Below are 19,239 nucleotides of genomic sequence, written 5' to 3'. Positions count from 1 at the left end.
AGGGCATAACCCTGGAATAGGGTTAGCAAACTCGGATAACTAAAATAGCTTCACACACTAAAAGGGAGAGACAGCGCCTCTCCCTTTTCTAACCTTTCAAACGATTAGTTATTAACCATATCTTCGTTACCTAAGAACCACTGGGTAGCAAGGTATGGATACATACGATAGAACTCATATGAGGACGTTTTAGGTACGGCAAAGTTGCCCAAAGAGCGGCTACGATAAACAGGGGAGACTGCTTTAACCGTACCGATAATGAACAGGTCATCAACCACACGTTTAGCAATCTCTGCACCTAGCTCGTTAGATTCTGGCGTACCTGCTTTGAGTGTTACAAAGCGAGCAGCCAACTTCTGCATCTGCGCAACGGTTGCTGGCGGTGCTACACCTTCTGCACCATTAGTGTCACGGTGCTGTGCCCACAACATGCCAGTACGCAAATCAAAAAAGCCGCCATAAGGAGGAACCAGCGTTTCGGTGTTGCTGGCAATATTTGACAACGGACGCCCCATTACCCAGCTAAGTACACTCAGATCATTAGCCGTTTGCGAGTTACGGTACTCATCAGAAGTTACTTCTTTGATGGTGGTTTTTACACCGACATCCGTCCAGTTATTGGCAATGATTTCGACCAACTCAGTTGGCGTCCCCTGAGTTGCATATTGAATGTTTAACTCAAGCTTTTTACCTGAAGGAAGATCACGTACACCATCATTGTTTTTATCAATAACACCGGCTTTATCCAACAATTCAGCGGCCATTTTTGGATCAAACTGCGTCCAGCTTTTCTGCAATGCGTCGGTAACAAACGGCGTGGTATCTGCATCAAAACCGGTGTACTGCATTGGTTTACCCAAACCGAAGTAAGCCACTTCGTTAATCTGGTCGCGGTTCATCGCTACCGACATAGCACGACGGAAATTAATATTGTTAAATACCGCACGCTTCTCTTCATCTTTATCGGTCAGGTTGAAGGCAAATGTGGTTTGAGCGATGGTTGGACGCAGTGCAATTTCGTACTTGCCCTGCCCCTTGTTTTCTAGCAATACAGGAGTCTGCGGCAAATTAACGGCCTGAGCTTTGTAATCCACTTCGCCAGCAATGAGCTTAGCGGTTTGGATATCTTCATCACCGATGAAAACTTCTTTAATCTCGTTAATATAAGGCAGTTGGTTACCCGCCGTATCGATTTGGAAGAAGTATGGGTTAGCCACTAAGCGGCGCCCTTCCAACGACTCTTCCACCACCAAATGAGATTCCAAAGATGGCATAATTGCCGTTAAACCGGCTTTAACTAAGCGGTCCGAAGCGGCTTTGTCTTTTAACAAAGGCGTTGGAATATCTTTCCAATCAGACTGGCCGTAGTAGAAGTTAATAACCGCATAGCCATTATCAAAGCCTAGTTCTTGGGCTTTTTTATCAGCGTCTTTATTCAGCATAGGGTGGAACTGAGCTAGCAGATGCTTAGGCTGAAACGGTTGAGCGTAATCTTGAGCAAAGTTATCCAAAAAGCCCGGCGCAGGTTTGTTCATAGTGAACTGCACGGTTGTTTCATTCAATACATCAACTTTTATCGCTTTACCCGCAGACAAGAAACGATCTTTTGGCTTCTCGATAATATTGCTATCCATCAGCATGTTGTTGTACCAGAAAGCAATATCTTCGGCTGTGAAGGGGCGACCATCTGACCACTTATGGCCTTTGCGTAGATTAACCTTAAGCACCGTAAAGTCACTGTTCCATTTCCAAGACTTAGCCACGTTTGGCACGACCGTTGCCAAATCATCACTAAAACGTACTAGGTTCACATGGCGAACCGACAACAGATCAGAGGTACCTGATTCTGTCGCTTTAGAAATACCATCCAGCACACCACCATACAGACCAATACTCTGGTACGGCGCAATCACCAATGGCTCTTCTGGTATGCGCTTAGCTAGCGAAAGTAGCTCTGAATTACCGGCTATACGGCTATTAAGCGCTTTTATAACCGGGTTCTCATTAAAGCTCATCTGGCAGCCATGTAGACTTTCAAATTCAGCCTTTTCAAATATATGAGGATAAGTTCCACCTGCATCAGCACCGACAACAGCCGGACACGCCGCTACTGCATTACCTGAGATAAGTGCTACTGCACTGGCGATCAGAAATTTAGACATGGGTTACTTCCTGAATGGTTGAGTTTTGAACGGATTGATCATTAAATGAGTCACTGCATAAATCACTAGGTCGAAACGCAGTCCAGTTAAGAACTGACCAGTTGCGTTGTGTTGCTATCTGCAAAAGCTGTTTGTCTGGGTTTGTTGCTATTGGGTAGTCAACCTGCTCTAACAAGGGAAGGTCATTAATAGAATCGCTGTAGAACTGAGCACCTTCTAAGGTTTCATCATGTTCGATTAACCAGCTATGCAACCGAGTCACCTTGCCGCTTCTAAAGGTTGGAACACCGTCAATCTTGCCTGTGTAAAAACCCTGCTCACTCGCTAAGCGAATGGCTAAAACATCTGAGACGCCCAAGTGGTGCGCAACAGCATTAACAATAAACTCAGCGGTTGCTGAAACAATCAGTGAGCGATTGCCTATCGCAAACTGACTCTCTAACATTTGATGCGCTTCAGAATATATACGAGGAGCAATATATTGCTCAACAAAGCGCGGCATCATCTCGTTGATGGTGGCGATGCTTAAATGGCGCAGTGGCTCAATAAAAAAGCCGATGTAATCATCTAACACGAGTGCTTCTGCGTTATACAAAGCCATCATTTGCTGATCACGTTCTACAAACTCACTGCCCACCAAGCCCTCTGTTAACAAGAACTGACAAAATAGCGAGCAGCTATCTCCCGCCACTAAAGTTTCATCTAGGTCAAAAATTGCTAACGCCATTATGCTGCCCCTTTATAAGAGAGCTGCTCACTTAGACCTTCACATAACAAACCGTTCGCTACAGGCTTAGCGTGGTTTTGTATTCCTAAAAGCTCACACACAACACCGCAGATTTCAGTTTGCGCAGGTGAGCAGTCAGTTTGATGGGAGAATCGCTCGCCGATAACAAAGAGAGGAATATCACGCTCTTCGGGTAAGGTTCCCCCATGGCTTTTATCACTGTTCATACCATGATCAGCAGTAATCAAAATTTGATAACCCGCCGCTATCCACTCGGGTAGGTGATAAGACAGCGACATATCGGAATGGCGAGCAGTATTACGATAATGTGCACTATCAAACCCAGCACGATGCCCTGCATCATCAATATTCATCGGGTGGACTAACAAAAAATCTGGATCGTATTTACGTCGCAGCCATTCAGCATCGAGGTATAAATGGCTATCAGGATAATGGTCCTGATGGTAGAAGCAGCCGTATTGGATCAGCTGCTCGGGCGCTTCGGTATAACGATCCCTGGCCGCATCATAAGGAGCACAGTTATATAACTCACTAAACCAATGATAGGCCGCAGCTGCCGTCGTTAAACTGTTTTCCCGCGCCAAACTAAAGACACTGGTTTGAGTAGAATTGCGCACGACATGATTATGTACAATGCCGCTTTGAATGGGCAAAGTGCCCGTTAAGATGGTCTCGTATAGTGGCCGAGACATCGATGGAAGCTCACATTGCAATTTATACAGTGTTGCCTTGCCTTGCTCTTTTAACGCATGTAAAAAGCCCATGCACTGTGCAGCCGTGTTGTACTCAAGCCCATCAAGAACGACCAGTATTACTTTATTCGACATATCATCCCGCCAGATCAATTACCGGCACTGTCATGCCGGCAAAGCATTATTCAAATCATTGGCGAAAAGCATAAACAGGGAATATGAACGAACGAAGACAACTAAAAGATATTTTTATGACAACCCTTCATTAAGAGTTTGATGCATAACTTTTAGTTATATTTTGTAACACACAACAAGCAGTGCATTTCAGAAAACAGGCGATGAATACTTTATCTTATGAGCGATGAAATTATCGTTACAATCTGAATCTAATAGAAAGAACCCACACAAAGGTGGGTTTTTGATAGGAGCATTGATTACTTACCTGTAGCCCTATGATGTCGAAGTATGGCTCCGCCTGTTAAGACGATTAACCCCGCAAAGATAAAACTGAAAGTGATCTGTTGATGGACATCGAAAGGTTCTCCAAGGATAAAAACCCCTGTAAGCAGCTGTAATGAGGGTGCCAAGTAGAGCATGAATCCAAGAATAACTAGACTTAGATGACGCGCGGCTGAAGCATAGGCCAGCAACGGTAGTGCCGTCATAACGCCTGCAGAGACCAGTAACAAACCATCAATGGACAGGCTAAAATGTTGTTCTCCATTCCACGCAATCCACAACCAATAGCCCAATGCAAAAGGAAGCAACAACAGGCTCTCTATCATCAATCCGGTGACTGTATCAACGGAAGTTTGTTTGCGGATGAGGCCATACAGACCAAATGAAACAGCTAAAGCCAGAGAAGCCCAAGGGATTTCTTGAGTGCCAAAAATCTTATAACTCACCCCAACTACAGCAAGGATCAGAGCAATCGTTTGATAGGGTAGTATACGCTCCTTGAGCACCCAAACACCTAAAGCAATCCCAACCAACGGGCTGATGAAGTACCCTAAACTGGCACCCACCGCATCACCAATACCAACGGACCAGATGTAGACAATCCAATTGCTGGCTATTAATAACGACGATGCAAATAGCTGTAAGACTAATGTCGGTTTCCCTAGCGCATCACGTACATGACCCCAACGGCGGCTTAGAGTAAGCACTACAGCAACAAACACAAAAGCCCAAACAAGACGGTGCAACAGCACTTCTATGGGGGGGATGTGTTGTAACTGGTGAAAAAACAGGGCAAAACAACCCCAAATTAAATAAGCGGAAAGCGCTTGAAACATACTACGGGAAAAATCAGTCATAAACGGACATTCACCTAAGGGTTATTGTCTTGGCGTGTAAAGGATCGACCGATACCGGCAGGCTTATAAGGTAACTTTTTTCGTTAGCTGCAATGACTATTGAAAGCTCTTAATTAAGCGTAACCAGTTACCAGGCCAGTATTCTATTCCAGTAAAGTGTTATGAATCCAATGTATTGCGAGTATAGTTGTTATAATTTTTATTTATACACATAGGTACCACAACATTGAATCTCTCTGGTCTTTCTTCTGCTGATTTGAACCTGCTACCGGTTTTTCAGGTGTTGTTGGAAGAGCGTAATGTCACCCGTGCCGCAGGGCGTTTGAACTTAACCCAACCGGCCATTAGCCGTAATTTGGCTCGGTTACGCCAATTGTTTAACGACCCGCTGTTTACACGAACTCCTAAAGGATTGGCTCCTACCCCCCGAGCAGAGGCTTTGGCGCTTCACTTGCGGCAGTCATTGCAAGATCTTAGTCAACTAATTGAGCCTGCTACTTTTCTTCCTGCCAAGGCGACTAATAACTTTAAACTTGCAACGACAGACTATGGCGCTCAAGTATTATTACCTTCGGTAATAAAGCGTCTGAGAATAGAAGCACCTCAGGTAAGCCTTGAGATCATTCCCTGGCATGAGAGCTTGTTGCAGCAGCTAGACCAACAAGATATAGACCTAGCAACCTGCACTGTTGCCAATGTCCCCGCCGCCATTCACGGGCGCGGGGTCGGCAGTGACCGGTTTGTTTGTGTCGTACGTGAAGGCCACCCTCTCATCGCACAAGGGCTGGATTTAGACAGTTATGCAAGCCACCCGCATGCCTTAATTACCATGGGCGGTTCTCGTAAAGGGGCGATTGATTATCTACTCGAACAACAAGGCCTAAAACGCCATATCGCACTAAGAGTACCTCACTTCGTCGCCGCATTGGCACTGGTTGCTCAAAGTGACCTGCTATTGACGGTACCCTACGGATTAGCAAAAAGTTTTGCTGCCCAGTATCAACTGAAAATATTACCCTTCCCAATGGAGCAAGATGACTTTACCTATTCCATTATTTGGCATGAGCGATACAAAAAAGAGCCCGGGCATATGTGGTTACGCCAGTTGGTATTTGAGCAACTAGCCCAAACTCTGAAGACTATAAATATCGATTTTACGTTTTGATACAGTTTTAAACAGCTAATTACAATTGACCATTATTCGGGAGATACGAACAACAGCCAACTGTATTTTGTTAGATTCTAAAACCTTTAACAGATTTTTTATCAGCACTTATTGAGTTCTTTTCTCGCGACTCTGAGCTTGGTGTGCTGTAAATTCTTCTCCACTAATGTGTCCATCTGCATTTGCATCTATATCAGTAAAAGAAGAGGCATTACTAAGATTTCTCATCTGATAACCTTGCTGCGCTCTTTCACTGATTCTTTTACTTCTCGCTTCGTTTAATTCCCTTTCAAGTATTTTTCCGTCGCCATTCAAATCAAACTCAGAGAAGCTGGGCATGTTTCTTTCCATTCCGATGCCTTTATTCATTCCACTGCCTAGCCCCATTCCCATACTGCGCCGCTTTTCCATCTGAGTTTTTTGCCCTTTTGAGAGCTCTTCGTTTGTTAAAGTACCATCCTGATTTATATCAAATGCCGAAAAAGAGGGTGCACTCAAAGCTCCTCGCATTGGCATACCTTGCGAAGCTTGCTTTGAGACCCGTTCTGAACGAGTTTCTATAAACTCTTTCTCACTAATTAACCCGTCGCCATTTGTATCATATGCAGAAAATGATATGGGGCCTCGATCAGGAATTGAGGATGAATTCGCGGTCATTGGCAAAAAAACAATTGTGAAAGCCATTAGCGAACTAGCAAAAAGTAGCTTTTTCATAAGTCACCCCTAATGTAGATTTAACTTAACAACACCCAATTTACTCTTGATATGATTAAGCACACTGATTTATATCAAATCTACTAAAGACTATTGATTAAGTACGCTAAGGAAGGGCTGATAGAGCAGGCAACTCACCGGAGTTACCCGGAAGGAGCACATGGGTTTTTCACTAGCCACTGAAAAACATGCGAGAAAAGCGCTGCGGGAATAGATTAATCGTCTAACATAGAATTATAAATATACTGATGATGTAATGGTCAATCCCTGTCTTCAGTGACTTTGCGACCTGCTAATTGCTCCGGTTCATTGCTAACCCAGCGGATCAATGCTCCATCCGGATTATCTTGCTGCACTCGGTCACAAGCATTTAGGCACTGCCCACATTGAGTGCAGGTGAATTTAGCTCTTTTAATGTTACGGGGCGGCAGTCGCATAGGGCAGGCTTTATCACACTCTCGATCACAGTCTTTACAAAGACTCGCTCGTTTTTTATCGAAGCTAACAACCATGGCCTTAGAATTAGCCATCCAAATAATGCTTTGAAAAAGCCCTAGAGCACAGCCGTATTTACAGAACAAGTGCCGTGCAAAAACAAAATCAATGGTAAACACCAAAGTGGCGACCATAAGAAAAATACTGGATGACATAGAAAGCTGTAGTGCGAGTAAATTAAATAGTACTTCTTTGGGGGGAAGCATATAGGTTAACAAGCTGAAGGCCCAAATAAAGGCAATGGTCATACTGACACACAGCACTAGCAGCCAAGAAATTACACTTTTAGGCTTAGCTGAAGCGGACTCCCACAAAGTAACTCTGTTTAGATTTTTTAGCATGAGCTGATTTATCATTTCAACCACTGAAAAATGAGGACAGAGCCATCCACAGTAGATTCGCCCAAATCGCCAGATGAGCAACATAGTAATTGAAATAAATAGCGTCGCCGGCAGAAAAATCATCAGTAAAATGTTTATACTGACTGCCAAGAAATCACCATTTCCTTGTTGGAATGACTCAAGTCCCAGCGTCCAATGCTGACCAAAAATAATAAAATTACCGATGGTAAGGTCAAAGCGAAATATATCCAGTGCAGGCGCTATCAAAAACAGCAGAAAAAATAATGTTCGAGACAGCAGTCGTAGTCTATTTCTAGGTAATTTATTCAGATTAATTTTCATAGTTAATACTGTGGTAATTCCACTCAATATTTTCGTGTATTTTAGACATGAAATCAGAGTTTTCTCTGATAAAAACTACGCCTAAAGCGCCTCGATAATATCCTTATCTACACTGCTTATAAAAAGCAGCACATCCGAATTTTCTGGTTCTGGGAAATAAAAGAAGTACAGGGCGTCCAGCAGTACTACAAAACTGACCAACCAACCGTTGTTTGTCGAAAATGAGCCATCCGCGCATCGACTATCCCAGAACATCCCTGCATACAGGATAGCAGATTACTCAGTAGGCGAGTTAGCCATTGATACGACATCAAGGTGATTATGTTGTCATACCTATGCTATTACTCTAAATTTATTCATATGTGTTTTATGCCATTTCATAAAATCATCAATCGCCATAGGGCGAGCGTAAAGATACCCTTGAGCACCTTCACAGCCTGAATCATGCAATATTGCCCACTGTAAAGGCTGCTCAACACCTTCAGCAATCGTATGCAAGCCTAGGCTTTTGCCAAGAGCAATCACCGCTTTGCAAATAGCGGCATCGTTGGGGTCGACTAGAATATCTCGGACAAAAGTTTGATCAATCTTAAGCTGGTCCAATGGTAGGAGCTTCACATAGGAAAGCGAAGAATAGCCGGTGCCAAAGTCATCCAGCGAGAATGAGATGCCAAGTCGTTTAAGCTCAGTCATTTTACAGATAACAGCATCCATATCCTCCATCAGCATACTCTCAGTAATCTCAAGTTTAAGACGAGTAGCGTTTATCCCCGAAGCCAAAACCAATTCAGTGACTTGCTGGGTAAAGTCATCTTGTTTAAACTGCACGGCGCTGACGTTGACCGCTAAGGTAAGTTGGTCAGTGGAAGGGCTTTTTTGCCACTGAAGCAATTGATTACAAGCCTGTTTGATTACCCATCGGCCAATAGGCAGAATCAGCTGACTATCTTCTGCTACTGGAATAAATTCTGCGGGGGGAGTAAAACCATGCTCAGGCGAATGCCATCGAATCAATGCTTCTACCCCCACACAATAACCTTCAGTATCGACCTGAGGTTGATAAAAAAGCTCAAATTCTTCCTCATCAATCGCTTTGCGAAGGTCATGCTCCATCGCTGTGTGTAAAGAAATAGTCGTTTGCATTTCTGGGTCAAAGAAACAAAAGCAGTTACGCCCCGCCTTTTTAGCTTGATACATCGCCAGATCAGCACGCTTCATCAACTCATCGTGACCGTGATGCTCTCCTCGGTATAGAGTAATGCCGATACTAATCGACCCTTGGTAAATTTGATTACTTAGCTCATACGGCAAGTGGTGTTGATCAAGAATTTTCTCAGCAACTGTTCTTGCACGCTGGGCTGCAGCTTCTAAATCACTGCCCAGCTGCTCTAATAGCACGATAAATTCATCACCTCCATGTCTAGAGACAGTATCGACAGCACGAATAGAGCGCTGAATGCGTCTAGCCGTTTCTATCAGAAGTTGATCTCCTAGGTCATGCCCTAGAGTATCGTTGAGGTTTTTGAAGTTATCCAAGTCCATGAATAATAGTGCTTTATAATTTTCACTACGTTCACCTTCTGCCATACTCTGTTGCAACCTATCCATGAGCAACCGACGATTGGGCAATCCCGTTAGAACATCATAGAATGCAAGGTTATGTATCTCCCGTTCTGCAGCTTTACGCTCAGTAATATCTTCTCCTGAACTGAGCGATCCACATATCTGATGTTGGTCATCGTAAAGTAACGAATTTCGCCAAGCAATCAATCGTCGACTACCATCAGCTTTGAGGATCTCACTCTCCAAATACGAATGAATTCGATTAGTTTCGGCAATTAAGCTATCAAAGTAAGAATGAACGGTTTCTGAGTCAGCCGAGGGAGGAAGGCACGTACTAAACCAATTCTTACCCAGTAAATCTTGCTCATGGTAGCCAAGAATTTCGCAACCAAAACCGTTAACCATCGTAATATTTCCATCCGTATCCAGCGCCACCATTAACGACTGTACCGTGTCTAGATACAGTTGACTTCGGTCACGCTCTTCGCGAATTAACTGCTCTGTTTGCTTTTGCGCGGTGATATCAACCATGATCCCACGTAACCAACGCGGTTCCCCATTTTCGGTAACGACTGTAACCAAATCATGCAACCAAACAATATCCCCTTTGGCTGTAATGAAGCGATATTTAAAATTATGAGGTTCAATCTTATTGGTACATGAGGCACAGTAATTAGGCGCCCATGTTTTATCTTCCGGGTGGAGGTGGCTAACCCAAAATCCTGGTTGGTACCAGTCATTTTTCGAGTAGCCCAACAAGCGTTCTGCTTGATCGCTAATGAAGGTAAAAGTGAACGTTTTAGCGTCGGCTTCCCAAACAATTCCGTCGGTAGCATTAACCATGTCACGGAAGCGTTGCTGCTCTTGCTCAGCGAGCTTTTGAGATTCAACTTGAGCTGTGATATCAACAATGCTGACAGGAATATTTAGAAAATCACTTTCTTTTTTCGGAATTCGAAAGGTAATGAAAGCGCTAAATTCTTTACCATCGATAGTGTTAAAATTCACCTCGGATTGAAACGTTTCCTGCTTATCCCAAATAGCGCATAGCTCATCAATGAATACTTCAATCGCATTAGAGCCAAAGGTTCTGTCAATTTTGCTCATAAACTCATCTTTAGTTTTTACACCAAATAGTTTTAGCGTTGCATTATTGACATAATTAACTTCAACTTTTCCTGCCAGCTCTCTGACTAGTGGCATATTTTGCTGCAAGTACTGTTTTAAGTCGCTTATTCCCGTATCTTTGAGACTATTTAAAACAAGCTGAACAGATGAAAAATCTTCACTCCAAATAGAAATTTCAGAGTTGCTAAAAAGGCCTTCAAAGCGTTCTTCATTCTCTTTTCGAGCTTGCTCAACTTTTCTTACCTGAGTGATCACAAAAAATGCAGTAGCTACACTTGAAAGAATGATAAACACGATCAAAAAGTAGAGGTATGAGACACTTTTTTCATACGCTTTCTGACTGTTGATCTTAAACTCTAAAGCCTTATTTCGAGCAAAATCAATCATTACATCCATTCTTTGGGTTAGCAATTCTACGTGTTTTGCACCCTTTCCCATGGTAATGGCTACAGCCTTTTCGTGTTGGTTATTATTGTGTAACGTAACAACCTCAGTACGAATCATTTTCCAATCAACAAATGCAGAGAAAGCAGCATTGACTGTTTCTTTCTCACCGAGAAAGCGTTCTTTGATTAATTCAAAATGGCCGTAAACTGCTTTCTCATGTTGTTCTACAAGCACAATAGCCCGCGCTAACTCGTCTTCATTGGTCGCTAACACTACATCTTTCATATATCGATGCATGGCTATAATGTCAGAATTTGCTTCTAACACAGCATTGGTAACTGAGAACGGATGTTGATATATTTTGTCGCTCAATTCAGCAGTTTTTCTATTCTCTTGTAGCGATATACTGGCAAACAACACCATCAATGAAATCATTACAAGGAACCCGATGACGAGCAACCTTGTAATAGATTTTATTTCAAATAATGCTGACCAAGCCATATAAACTCCTTTTCATATGTCACATACCTACGACACGCAGTCTATGTAGTGTTCATATATGAGTAAACGAACATATAGTATAGTGCTAGGAAGGTAAGTTTGCCGAAACTACTGCGCGTCTAAAAGACAACTTTCCCAGATAACCATCACTTTATAAAATTGACGTTGTAATCCTGTATCCCAGAGCATGACAAAGTGCTCACCGCTTTTTTTATCTGCTTACGATAAATTCCCCCACTCATCAATATTTATATAGATATAAATATTAACTATTGAATAAAACCTTATTATTAATGATAATAATTCGCACTATCATTTTCATAAGCAAATAATATGACTGAACTCGAACTGCTTTACCTTTCGCAACTTTTCCGATTTTGGACAGTTGGGCTCTGTTTAGGCGTCTCCAGCCTAGCAATGACATTCTATTTCTATGTGGTTAACAAAGGCGTCACTATCAAAGCCGAAAACCAGATGATGCATATTGTCTATACCGTTCTCAGAATCGGGATGGCACTTGTTTGCCTATCCGAATTCACTACTTTTATTTACAACTATCACGTTAATAACTTCATCTACTGGACTGATAATCCAGAGCTATTAATGCGCCTTACTATTTTCAGTGTCATCTGTATTAATGCGATTTCCATGCAAAAACGCTGGATCAGTATGTGGTTGGGCCCCGTATTTGCTGGTGGCTCGTGGTATGCCTACTTTTTCTTCTCTGTTTGGATTGAAACAGAATCAACCTACTCTACTTTACTAATCGGCTATGGATGCTGGTTAGCGATTGTAGCTGTATTACTTCTCGCATTACGGTTGTGGTTAACGAGAAATCAATCAAGCCGGATTGGCGATGGTGCTACTTTGGTAACACAAAATGAGAGCTAATAATGTCTGATTTAAGCAGCCATCAAACACCCGCCTTTACCTCTTTGCTTAAAGCCGGGTTTACTGTTCTTACACTGGCTATTGGCGCACTGGCTTATCAAGCTTACCAGTCATTTTGGTTACCCTATAATGGTTACGGTGAAGCCAAAATGGATTATTTATCTAAAGAATTGCCTGCTAGTCTCAGCGGTGGTGATCTAACGCATTTTCATTCTGCTGAAAAAGCCTTTGAGCAAGAAGCACCCAATTTGTCATGGGGTTTATCTGCCGCTTTTGATCGCGGCGACGGTATTTTTGAAAGATCCTTTACCCCTGCAATTAAATCAGGTTGGCGAAGAGATGCCGACGGCCTAGGCCCGCTATTTAACAACACTTCATGTGAGTCTTGCCACCAAGGCGACGGACGGGCTCAACCACCAACAGATGAAAATGAGCCCATTATCGGAGGGTTTGTGCGAGTGTCTGTTCCTGGAATAGGACCTTATGGTGAGCCATTGTCGCCTCCTGGTTATGGAGCGCAAATCAGTGATAGGTCGATTGAAGGCGTCAAACCAGAAGCGACCGTCCGTGTGAAGTGGAATGAGACCTACGGGCACTTTCCTGATGGCGAACGTTATAGCCTACGCAAGCCAAGGTTCTTACTAAGCAACCTAGCTTACGGGCCGCTTCCTGACAACACACAATATGAAATGCGACTAGCGCCCCCCGTATTCGGATTAGGTCTACTTGAAGCTATTCCTGAAAAAACCATTTTAGAATGGGCCGACCCAGATGATAAAAATGGGGATGGTATTTCAGGGCGCCCTAATTATGTATGGGATTTGGAACGCGGTGGAAAAATACTCGGGCGCTTTTCTTGGAAGGCTAATGCGTTTGATATTCGCCAACAATCTGCCATTGCTGCCTTTAATGACATGGGGATTAACAATGAGTTATTTCTTTATCGCCATGATGATCAAAACCTCGCACATAAATCGCGGCAAAATTGCGAACCAGAACAACTTAATTGTCTCGCCACCTTTGATAGCAAAGAATTTGAATTACGACCTGATCAACTTAAAGATGTTACCACCTATTTACAGCTATTAGGCGTCGTCTATCGGCGTAATATGGATGACCCCACTGTTCAGCAAGGTGAAACGCTATTCCACTCAACCGGTTGCGCAGGGTGTCATAAATCACAAGCAGTCACAGGAGAACACGAAATATCTCGGCTAGAAAATCAGCTAATCCGTCCCTATTCAGATCTGTTACTGCATGACATGGGAAAAGGCTTATCGGGCCGACCTGACTTTGAAGCCACTGCTCAAGAATGGCGTACAGCCCCCCTCTGGGGTATTGGCGTCACTGAGACCGTCAACGGTCATACCAATTTTTTGCATGATGGTCGTGCCCGTAATATTCAAGAGGCTATTTTGTGGCACGGGGGTGAAGCAGAAGCAACTAAACAAAACTACATGCAATTAGATAAAACTGAGCGAGAGAAATTGCTGAAGTTTATTAATAATTTGTAATGGACTTTATTCTCTCAAACACAGTAACTCTCACAATAGCCCGGCTACTCGATGTAAAATGTAGCGGGGCTATTGTGTAATAAAACCTAACAATATTTACAAAGATTCATTTTCTTTGTTTTTAAAAGAGGCACCCTGCCCCACTAACCAATGCAGTACCTGACTCTGTTGCTGCTCATTTAACTGCATAGCTAAGCATTGTTCTTGTATTGCTGCTAACTCATCAGGGCTACTTTGATATACCTTTACAATAGGTGCAAGCGGAACGCCATTAAGGTGCCACACGCCTAATGGCTGATCTGGCGACGTAACCACATTTACTGCCTCAATCAATCCTTGATTAACAACAGGCAGTGTTTTTACGAGCAGTTGAGTTATATCCGATTGCTGATGCATTGGCTGATTATCAGGCCATTGAGCACGAGAGGCCCAAAAAGTCTGATCCAGCCATTGTTCTTCCATGGCATAAAAATCTCGGCCAATGCGGGCAAAACGAAAGAAAAGTTCAGTTACACGTAATTGGTGAAACCTCTGAGCTAATTGCGCTTTTTCAGGTTCACGTAGCAGTGTATTAATCACAGCAGGCGCTTGTAGTGATGATGAAAGCGCTTGGAATATGCCATTACCCGATAACGGATCAACGGCCATGGCTGCATCACCTACTCTAATCCAGTTATCACCTACGGCTTCCTGACATAAAATAGGTGTGCTGGTACGCGCATGTATCTCACCCGTAGACGTCGCATTGGCGAGATAAGGCTGCGCCTGCTCTAAGGTTGTTAGTTTTTCAATGCAAAATTCTGCTAAACGGGATTTTTCAGGAAGTATCGATGAGGCAACATCAAAAGTAAGCTGCAAGTATCGTCTACCCTTTTCATCAGCCGCCATCCATGCCCAGCCGTCTTCAAAGCTTTGTACCGCAGACTGTCGCTCTCCTTGATCGCCTTCCCAATACTGCAAGATTGAAACGGTTTCAGCACCGCGCAAGCGCTTGAGTTTAGCTGAAGGGGCAGCTCTGCCACGGGCCTCTACCAAAAAGTCAGCGCCAAGCTGTATGTTTTGTCCTGATGAATCGACACTGATTATATGCCCTGCTAGTGTAGACGTTACATCACCCGCACGACCTTGGATAACATGAATACCTTGAATCGCAAGATCCATTAATATGGCCGCATCAAAGGCAGCGCGGTCAATCAGTCGCTCAGTATTAGCTTGGCTGGTTACACCATTCCAAGTAACAAATCGTGCTGATGCTGACGGGAGTTTATCTAATGCATGGCTAAAGCCTGCACCACGCAAGCCATCCACAACACGCTCAGAAACACCTTCCATCGCACAAAAAGGGCGTGGTTCGCCAACTATTGTGATATTTGTATAACCCAGTTTTTTTAGACCAAGGGCAACGGCACCACCCGCCGGGCCTGCACCTAGAATAACAATGGAGGTTGTTTCTACTACTGCCATATGGAAATAACTCCTAATGAATAAGGGTAATGTTAGCTAAGAGCCCATTAAGTTAGGCGACTTTCTGAATATAATTATCTTATGATACCCGACGTTCTGGCCCACGATAACTCGCCTGTTGTTGCAGCTTTTTAACGACCACCTCTTTACCTGCATCGGGTGAAGCCTGTAATAACTGCGTAATGTGACCCGTCATATGAGCACACCCAAGGCTCGCTCCTGCCGTTTGCTGTTGCTGGTCAAAGCCTAAAACATGTCCACCAAAATCGGCATACTGAGTATTAAGCCATGATATTTCATTCAAAGCACACCGCGCATCTCCGGTCATCCGTATTACGCCGTCATATGCAGAAGGATATACCGGATCGCCTCTAGCAGGGGATGATGCGCACAAAATAACACCGGCTGATAACGCCTTATTAACGGCTTCTTTTAAAACGGGGCGATCATCACGTAAACCTAAACTTAAATTTATTACTCGTACCTTCTGACTAACTAACCAATCAATAGCCGCCGCAACCTGTGCTGCTGTGGTTGTGTTACGTTGGTTGAAAACCTGCGCTGCATAAAAGAGCGCTTCTGGTGCATGGTGATGAATAATATCCAACAATCGCGATCCATGGTTGATTGGATCTTCGCTGGGCTCATCCATCCACAGTGCACCTTCGTGCAGTATAAATGCAGCGCCATCTTCGACCCAGTCCTGCTGATCTACACGAAAACCGCTATCAACTATACCGACTCGAATGCCAGTACGGTCTACTACGTTATTACTTGCACCCTCGTTGACAATAATAGACTCACTCATGCTGAGAGTTCCTCACCAACAATCAGCTTCCCATCTTTAAGAGTTACACGCTGTTCAGCACCCGCAAGTGTTGAAGCACGATGACTAATTAATATGCGTGTACGGCCAGCAAAAAGCTGGTCTACCGCATCAATTACCTGAGCCTCAGTTATTTCATCAACAGCAGCGGTGGCTTCATCTAATACGAGAATAGTTGGGTTTTGTAGCAAAGCCCGAGCAATAGCTATACGTTGTCGCTGCCCACCAGAAAGCTGCTGCCCCCTCTCCCCAATAATACTGTCGATTCCTTGAGGTAACTCTGCAATTAAGCTCTGCAATTGCGCCTGTTCAGCTGCTGCCTCTACTTGCTCTTCACTTGCTTGCGGGCTGGCATAACGGATATTTTCACGTAATGAGCCCCTGAACAAAACAATATCTTGGCTTACTACCGCAATAGTTTTGCGAAGTTCAAGCGGGTTAATAGTTCTAATATCGATGCCGTCTAACAAAATACTGCCTGATTGAGGGTCGTAGTAGCGTTGCATCAAGTCGATCAACGTGGATTTACCAACACCAGAGGAGCCACTCAGTGCCACCTTGCTTCCTGCCGGTAAGCTAGCCGACGCTTCAGATAGAATAAGTTGCTCTCGGCCAGGATAAGAGAAACTAAGGTTATGAAAATGAAGTTCCCCTTTTACATTCTCCGGTAGTGGCTTCCAATCAGCATCAAATGGAATTTCAGGCTGCTCGATCCGCAGTTCATTCACACGCCCCAAACTGACACTCATTCGCTGAATCGCAACATACAAACCTAATAAACTATTCACTGGGCCAACAGCCATACCCAAATAAGTAGAAAAGGCGATCAATGAGCCTAGCTGCCAGTTACCTTCTATCACCCAATAACCACCAATTAAAAAAGCGGAAGCACGTGTTAGTGAGGTTAGCGTGCCCGGTATAGCTTGAGTAAAAAATTCTGTTACCTGCAACTTAAGTAAATCACTCAGATAATTCTCATTGAGATTGCTCAGCCTTTCTCGCTCGCGATGCTCTTGACCAACCGATTGGATAAATTTCATGGCGGGCAGTGTCTCTACCAAAAAGCTCGATAAGTCAGCAGAGCGCTCACGAATAGTGCGTATCCTTACTTCAACTTTGCGGCGCATCCAACGTAGCCACAGCACTTCTAGTGGAATCATAATCACAACTAATAGCGACAATTTCCACGATAATGCCAACAGCATTACTACAGAACCAACCAAACCCAAAACACTACTCACAGCAGAAAACATACTGTCCACGGCAAAGCGCTGGATTTCGGCTACATCACCGTCAAGTCTTGAAAGAAGATCACCGATACGACGCTTGCCATAAAAGGTTGGCGACAATGTTTGTAAGTGATGATAAAGATTATCGCGCAGCGCAAAAAGAATCCGACCAGATAAGCGCGTGTGTAAGTAGCGGGTCACACCAGATAAAGCCGTACTAACAATACCCACCGAGATCATCAATAAAGCAACGCTCACTAACGTGCCGTAATCTTTGGCTATCAAACCATCATCGATGAGTGTTTTTGTTAACCAGGGTTGAAATAACACCATGCCTGATGCAAATACCGACAATAACATCAGGCCCATTATTGCTTTGGTCTGAGGTTTTACAAAAGTATAAAGCCAGCGAAATGCATCTTCTAAACGGTCGCGGCCTTGGCCGTCAATCGCGGCGCTTAACCATTTGAACATGATGTCTCCACTTTCTGCAGATTTAAAAGGCCGTTTCATTACGACAAAATACAAAAGGGCTGTCATTAGACAGCCCTTATTAAACTCGCCACGTTAAATCAGACCAGTAACTAAAATAGGGTTAACCCTAAGTTACACGCCCTATAATAAGCGTGCAATACGCAAATCAGAAGTCGTCATATCTCCCGGCAACTGAATCGAACCAATCTTCTCTAACGTATCAGGGTTATGGATCGAGATGTCACTGGATGTGCCACCGATATAGATAGTCCGATCACGATCCATATTGATGCTATAGAAAGTGTGGTCTAGATCTTTCACCGCTATCGTCTTCTTTTTGCTAATGTCATGTTTTGATAGCTGGTTAAATGAACCGTAAAGAATATTGCTATCTGCTGGGTCAGTAATCCAGTTGAACACGATAAATTCAAATGGCACAGTTTCCCGCTCATCAACTTCACCCGTTGCTATATCAATGCGGCTCATGCCCCACCAAAACTCCGCTTGCTCCATGTCACCGGGATCACCATTCCACTTAATCGTGAAGTACGGCATGATGTATTCGCCCACATGCTCGCCTTGAGTAAACATTGCAAAAGCATCCGGTGGTATCCAGTCAGCACCACGCGCCCAGTTCTGCAAAGCACTCAGCACTCGAGTTTCACCATTGGCTGGGTTAATCGCTTTAATATCTGCACCACCCAGAATAACTTCACCATTTTTCATGGTCATAATCTTAGTGATACGGCGGTCAACGGGGAAGGTACGCACTGACTTAGCATCCAGTCCATCCTCAGTATTAAACACCGCCAAGCGAGGCGCTAGTACTTCATAACGGTCATTCAGTTTGCGCGTCGGGTTTTGCACGGTGTACAACTCTTTTCCATCACCACTGATCGCCAAAGAGACAAAGGTTTTAACCCGCTCTCCGTTCTGGGATTGCTTAGCAGAAAACACCATTTTGCAATCGGTAATATCAAAGCCGTAAACATCTTCTACTTTATTAGAGAGTACATAAGCGATACGGCCATCCGGCGAAGGCAAAACAGCCCCGGCACCAAAAGTACCAGGCACATCACAACTACGTATCAATTTTTTAGTTTCGGTATCAATGACATGCAATTGATTAGGGCGGCTCATCGTCAATAGATATTCATGGCCACCGGCCTTCATTCCATTCACTTGTGCTGTTTGACCTATTGCATAACCAGACAACAATACGCTACTACTCGCAGCGCCCAGCAACGCTGCCGCTTTTAACATTTTTAAAAATTTCATCTGCGCCTC

14 protein-coding genes are annotated in these 19,239 nt (G+C 43.9%); 3 read left to right on the top strand and 11 right to left on the bottom strand.

The window, feature by feature from the left end; translation table 11 throughout:
• Window positions 1–104 precede the first annotated feature (104 nt).
• The 4 genes from QZZ55_RS02325 to rarD all read right to left on the bottom strand — a co-directional run bounded on the left by QZZ55_RS02325 (window position 105) and on the right by rarD (window position 4,918).
• Entirely contained in the window at window positions 105–2,162 is a 2,058-nt protein-coding gene (locus QZZ55_RS02325; RefSeq protein ID WP_293264901.1) for an ABC transporter substrate-binding protein, read from the bottom strand.
• Window positions 2,155–2,889 (bottom strand): HAD family hydrolase, encoded by a 735-nt coding sequence (locus QZZ55_RS02320; RefSeq protein WP_293264899.1) that lies wholly within the window; start codon window positions 2,887–2,889, stop codon window positions 2,155–2,157. Before QZZ55_RS02320 ends, QZZ55_RS02325 begins: the two co-directional genes overlap by 8 nt.
• A complete protein-coding gene (locus tag QZZ55_RS02315) occupies window positions 2,889–3,737 on the bottom strand; it encodes an alkaline phosphatase family protein (RefSeq protein WP_293264897.1) in 849 nt (282 codons plus the stop codon). The genes QZZ55_RS02320 and QZZ55_RS02315 overlap by 1 nt, the downstream gene beginning before the upstream one ends.
• 299 nt (window positions 3,738–4,036) lie before the next feature.
• Window positions 4,037–4,918 (bottom strand): EamA family transporter RarD, encoded by an 882-nt coding sequence (gene rarD, locus QZZ55_RS02310; RefSeq protein ID WP_293264895.1) that lies wholly within the window; start codon window positions 4,916–4,918, stop codon window positions 4,037–4,039.
• Window positions 4,919–5,144: 226 nt separating this feature from the next.
• Between rarD and QZZ55_RS02305 the strand changes: the two genes are divergently transcribed.
• Window positions 5,145–6,083 carry a LysR family transcriptional regulator gene (locus tag QZZ55_RS02305; RefSeq protein WP_293264893.1) on the top strand — a complete coding sequence of 313 codons (939 nt, stop codon included), beginning with the start codon at window positions 5,145–5,147 and terminating at the stop codon, window positions 6,081–6,083.
• A gap of 108 nt (window positions 6,084–6,191) precedes the next feature.
• Here QZZ55_RS02305 and QZZ55_RS02300 read toward each other — a convergent pair whose 3' ends face one another.
• The 3 genes from QZZ55_RS02300 to QZZ55_RS02290 all read right to left on the bottom strand — a co-directional run bounded on the left by QZZ55_RS02300 (window position 6,192) and on the right by QZZ55_RS02290 (window position 11,554).
• On the bottom strand, window positions 6,192–6,797 hold the full coding sequence (locus tag QZZ55_RS02300; protein WP_293264891.1) for an EF-hand domain-containing protein: 606 nt from the start codon (window positions 6,795–6,797) through the stop codon (window positions 6,192–6,194).
• A 260-nt stretch (window positions 6,798–7,057) separates the two neighbouring features.
• Window positions 7,058–7,975 (bottom strand): 4Fe-4S binding protein, encoded by a 918-nt coding sequence (locus tag QZZ55_RS02295; protein WP_293264889.1) that lies wholly within the window; start codon window positions 7,973–7,975, stop codon window positions 7,058–7,060.
• A 333-nt stretch (window positions 7,976–8,308) separates the two neighbouring features.
• The gene (locus QZZ55_RS02290; protein ID WP_293264887.1) at window positions 8,309–11,554 is read right to left on the bottom strand and encodes an EAL domain-containing protein; all 3,246 of its coding nucleotides are present in this window, start codon (window positions 11,552–11,554) and stop codon (window positions 8,309–8,311) included.
• 333 nt (window positions 11,555–11,887) lie between these two features.
• Between QZZ55_RS02290 and QZZ55_RS02285 the strand changes: the two genes are divergently transcribed.
• Window positions 11,888–12,445 carry a hypothetical protein gene (locus QZZ55_RS02285; protein WP_293264885.1) on the top strand — a complete coding sequence of 186 codons (558 nt, stop codon included), beginning with the start codon at window positions 11,888–11,890 and terminating at the stop codon, window positions 12,443–12,445.
• Between the two features lie 2 nt (window positions 12,446–12,447).
• Entirely contained in the window at window positions 12,448–13,959 is a 1,512-nt protein-coding gene (locus QZZ55_RS02280; protein WP_293264883.1) for a di-heme oxidoredictase family protein, read from the top strand.
• 96 nt (window positions 13,960–14,055) lie between these two features.
• Here the strand turns inward: QZZ55_RS02280 and QZZ55_RS02275 are convergent, their stop codons facing one another.
• The 4 genes from QZZ55_RS02275 to peaD form a co-directional block, all read right to left on the bottom strand.
• Window positions 14,056–15,423 (bottom strand): FAD-dependent oxidoreductase, encoded by a 1,368-nt coding sequence (locus QZZ55_RS02275; protein WP_293264881.1) that lies wholly within the window; start codon window positions 15,421–15,423, stop codon window positions 14,056–14,058.
• Window positions 15,424–15,502: 79 nt separating this feature from the next.
• A complete protein-coding gene (locus QZZ55_RS02270; protein WP_293264879.1) occupies window positions 15,503–16,231 on the bottom strand; it encodes a S8 family serine peptidase in 729 nt (242 codons plus the stop codon).
• Window positions 16,228–17,952, bottom strand: coding sequence for an ABC transporter ATP-binding protein (locus QZZ55_RS02265; RefSeq protein ID WP_293264877.1), 1,725 nt, complete (start codon window positions 17,950–17,952; stop codon window positions 16,228–16,230). Before QZZ55_RS02265 ends, QZZ55_RS02270 begins: the two co-directional genes overlap by 4 nt.
• 141 nt (window positions 17,953–18,093) lie before the next feature.
• The gene (gene peaD, locus QZZ55_RS02260) at window positions 18,094–19,230 is read right to left on the bottom strand and encodes a quinohemoprotein amine dehydrogenase subunit beta (RefSeq protein ID WP_293264875.1); all 1,137 of its coding nucleotides are present in this window, start codon (window positions 19,228–19,230) and stop codon (window positions 18,094–18,096) included.
• Window positions 19,231–19,239 lie beyond the last annotated feature (9 nt).

Origin of the sequence: Neptunomonas sp., from assembly GCF_016744175.1 — a bacterium.
In the GTDB taxonomy this organism is placed as follows: domain Bacteria; phylum Pseudomonadota; class Gammaproteobacteria; order Pseudomonadales; family Balneatricaceae; genus Neptunomonas.
This window is presented reverse-complemented; position numbering and strand designations above follow the sequence as displayed.

What these genes read in the sequence shown, in the direction of transcription:
- QZZ55_RS02300 (WP_293264891.1), bottom strand. Translation starts at nt 6,797, where the DNA reads ATGAAAAAGCTACTTTTTGCTAGTTCGCTAATGGCTTTCACAATTGTT.
- QZZ55_RS02265 (WP_293264877.1), bottom strand. Translation starts at nt 17,952, where the DNA reads ATGTTCAAATGGTTAAGCGCCGCGATTGACGGCCAAGGCCGCGACCGT.
- QZZ55_RS02280 (WP_293264883.1), top strand. Translation starts at nt 12,448, where the DNA reads ATGTCTGATTTAAGCAGCCATCAAACACCCGCCTTTACCTCTTTGCTT.
- QZZ55_RS02275 (WP_293264881.1), bottom strand. Translation starts at nt 15,423, where the DNA reads ATGGCAGTAGTAGAAACAACCTCCATTGTTATTCTAGGTGCAGGCCCG.
- rarD (WP_293264895.1), bottom strand. Translation starts at nt 4,918, where the DNA reads ATGACTGATTTTTCCCGTAGTATGTTTCAAGCGCTTTCCGCTTATTTA.
- QZZ55_RS02290 (WP_293264887.1), bottom strand. Translation starts at nt 11,554, where the DNA reads ATGGCTTGGTCAGCATTATTTGAAATAAAATCTATTACAAGGTTGCTC.
- QZZ55_RS02315 (WP_293264897.1), bottom strand. Translation starts at nt 3,737, where the DNA reads ATGTCGAATAAAGTAATACTGGTCGTTCTTGATGGGCTTGAGTACAAC.
- QZZ55_RS02270 (WP_293264879.1), bottom strand. Translation starts at nt 16,231, where the DNA reads ATGAGTGAGTCTATTATTGTCAACGAGGGTGCAAGTAATAACGTAGTA.
- QZZ55_RS02295 (WP_293264889.1), bottom strand. Translation starts at nt 7,975, where the DNA reads ATGAAAATTAATCTGAATAAATTACCTAGAAATAGACTACGACTGCTG.
- peaD (WP_293264875.1), bottom strand. Translation starts at nt 19,230, where the DNA reads ATGAAATTTTTAAAAATGTTAAAAGCGGCAGCGTTGCTGGGCGCTGCG.
- QZZ55_RS02325 (WP_293264901.1), bottom strand. Translation starts at nt 2,162, where the DNA reads ATGTCTAAATTTCTGATCGCCAGTGCAGTAGCACTTATCTCAGGTAAT.
- QZZ55_RS02320 (WP_293264899.1), bottom strand. Translation starts at nt 2,889, where the DNA reads ATGGCGTTAGCAATTTTTGACCTAGATGAAACTTTAGTGGCGGGAGAT.
- QZZ55_RS02285 (WP_293264885.1), top strand. Translation starts at nt 11,888, where the DNA reads ATGACTGAACTCGAACTGCTTTACCTTTCGCAACTTTTCCGATTTTGG.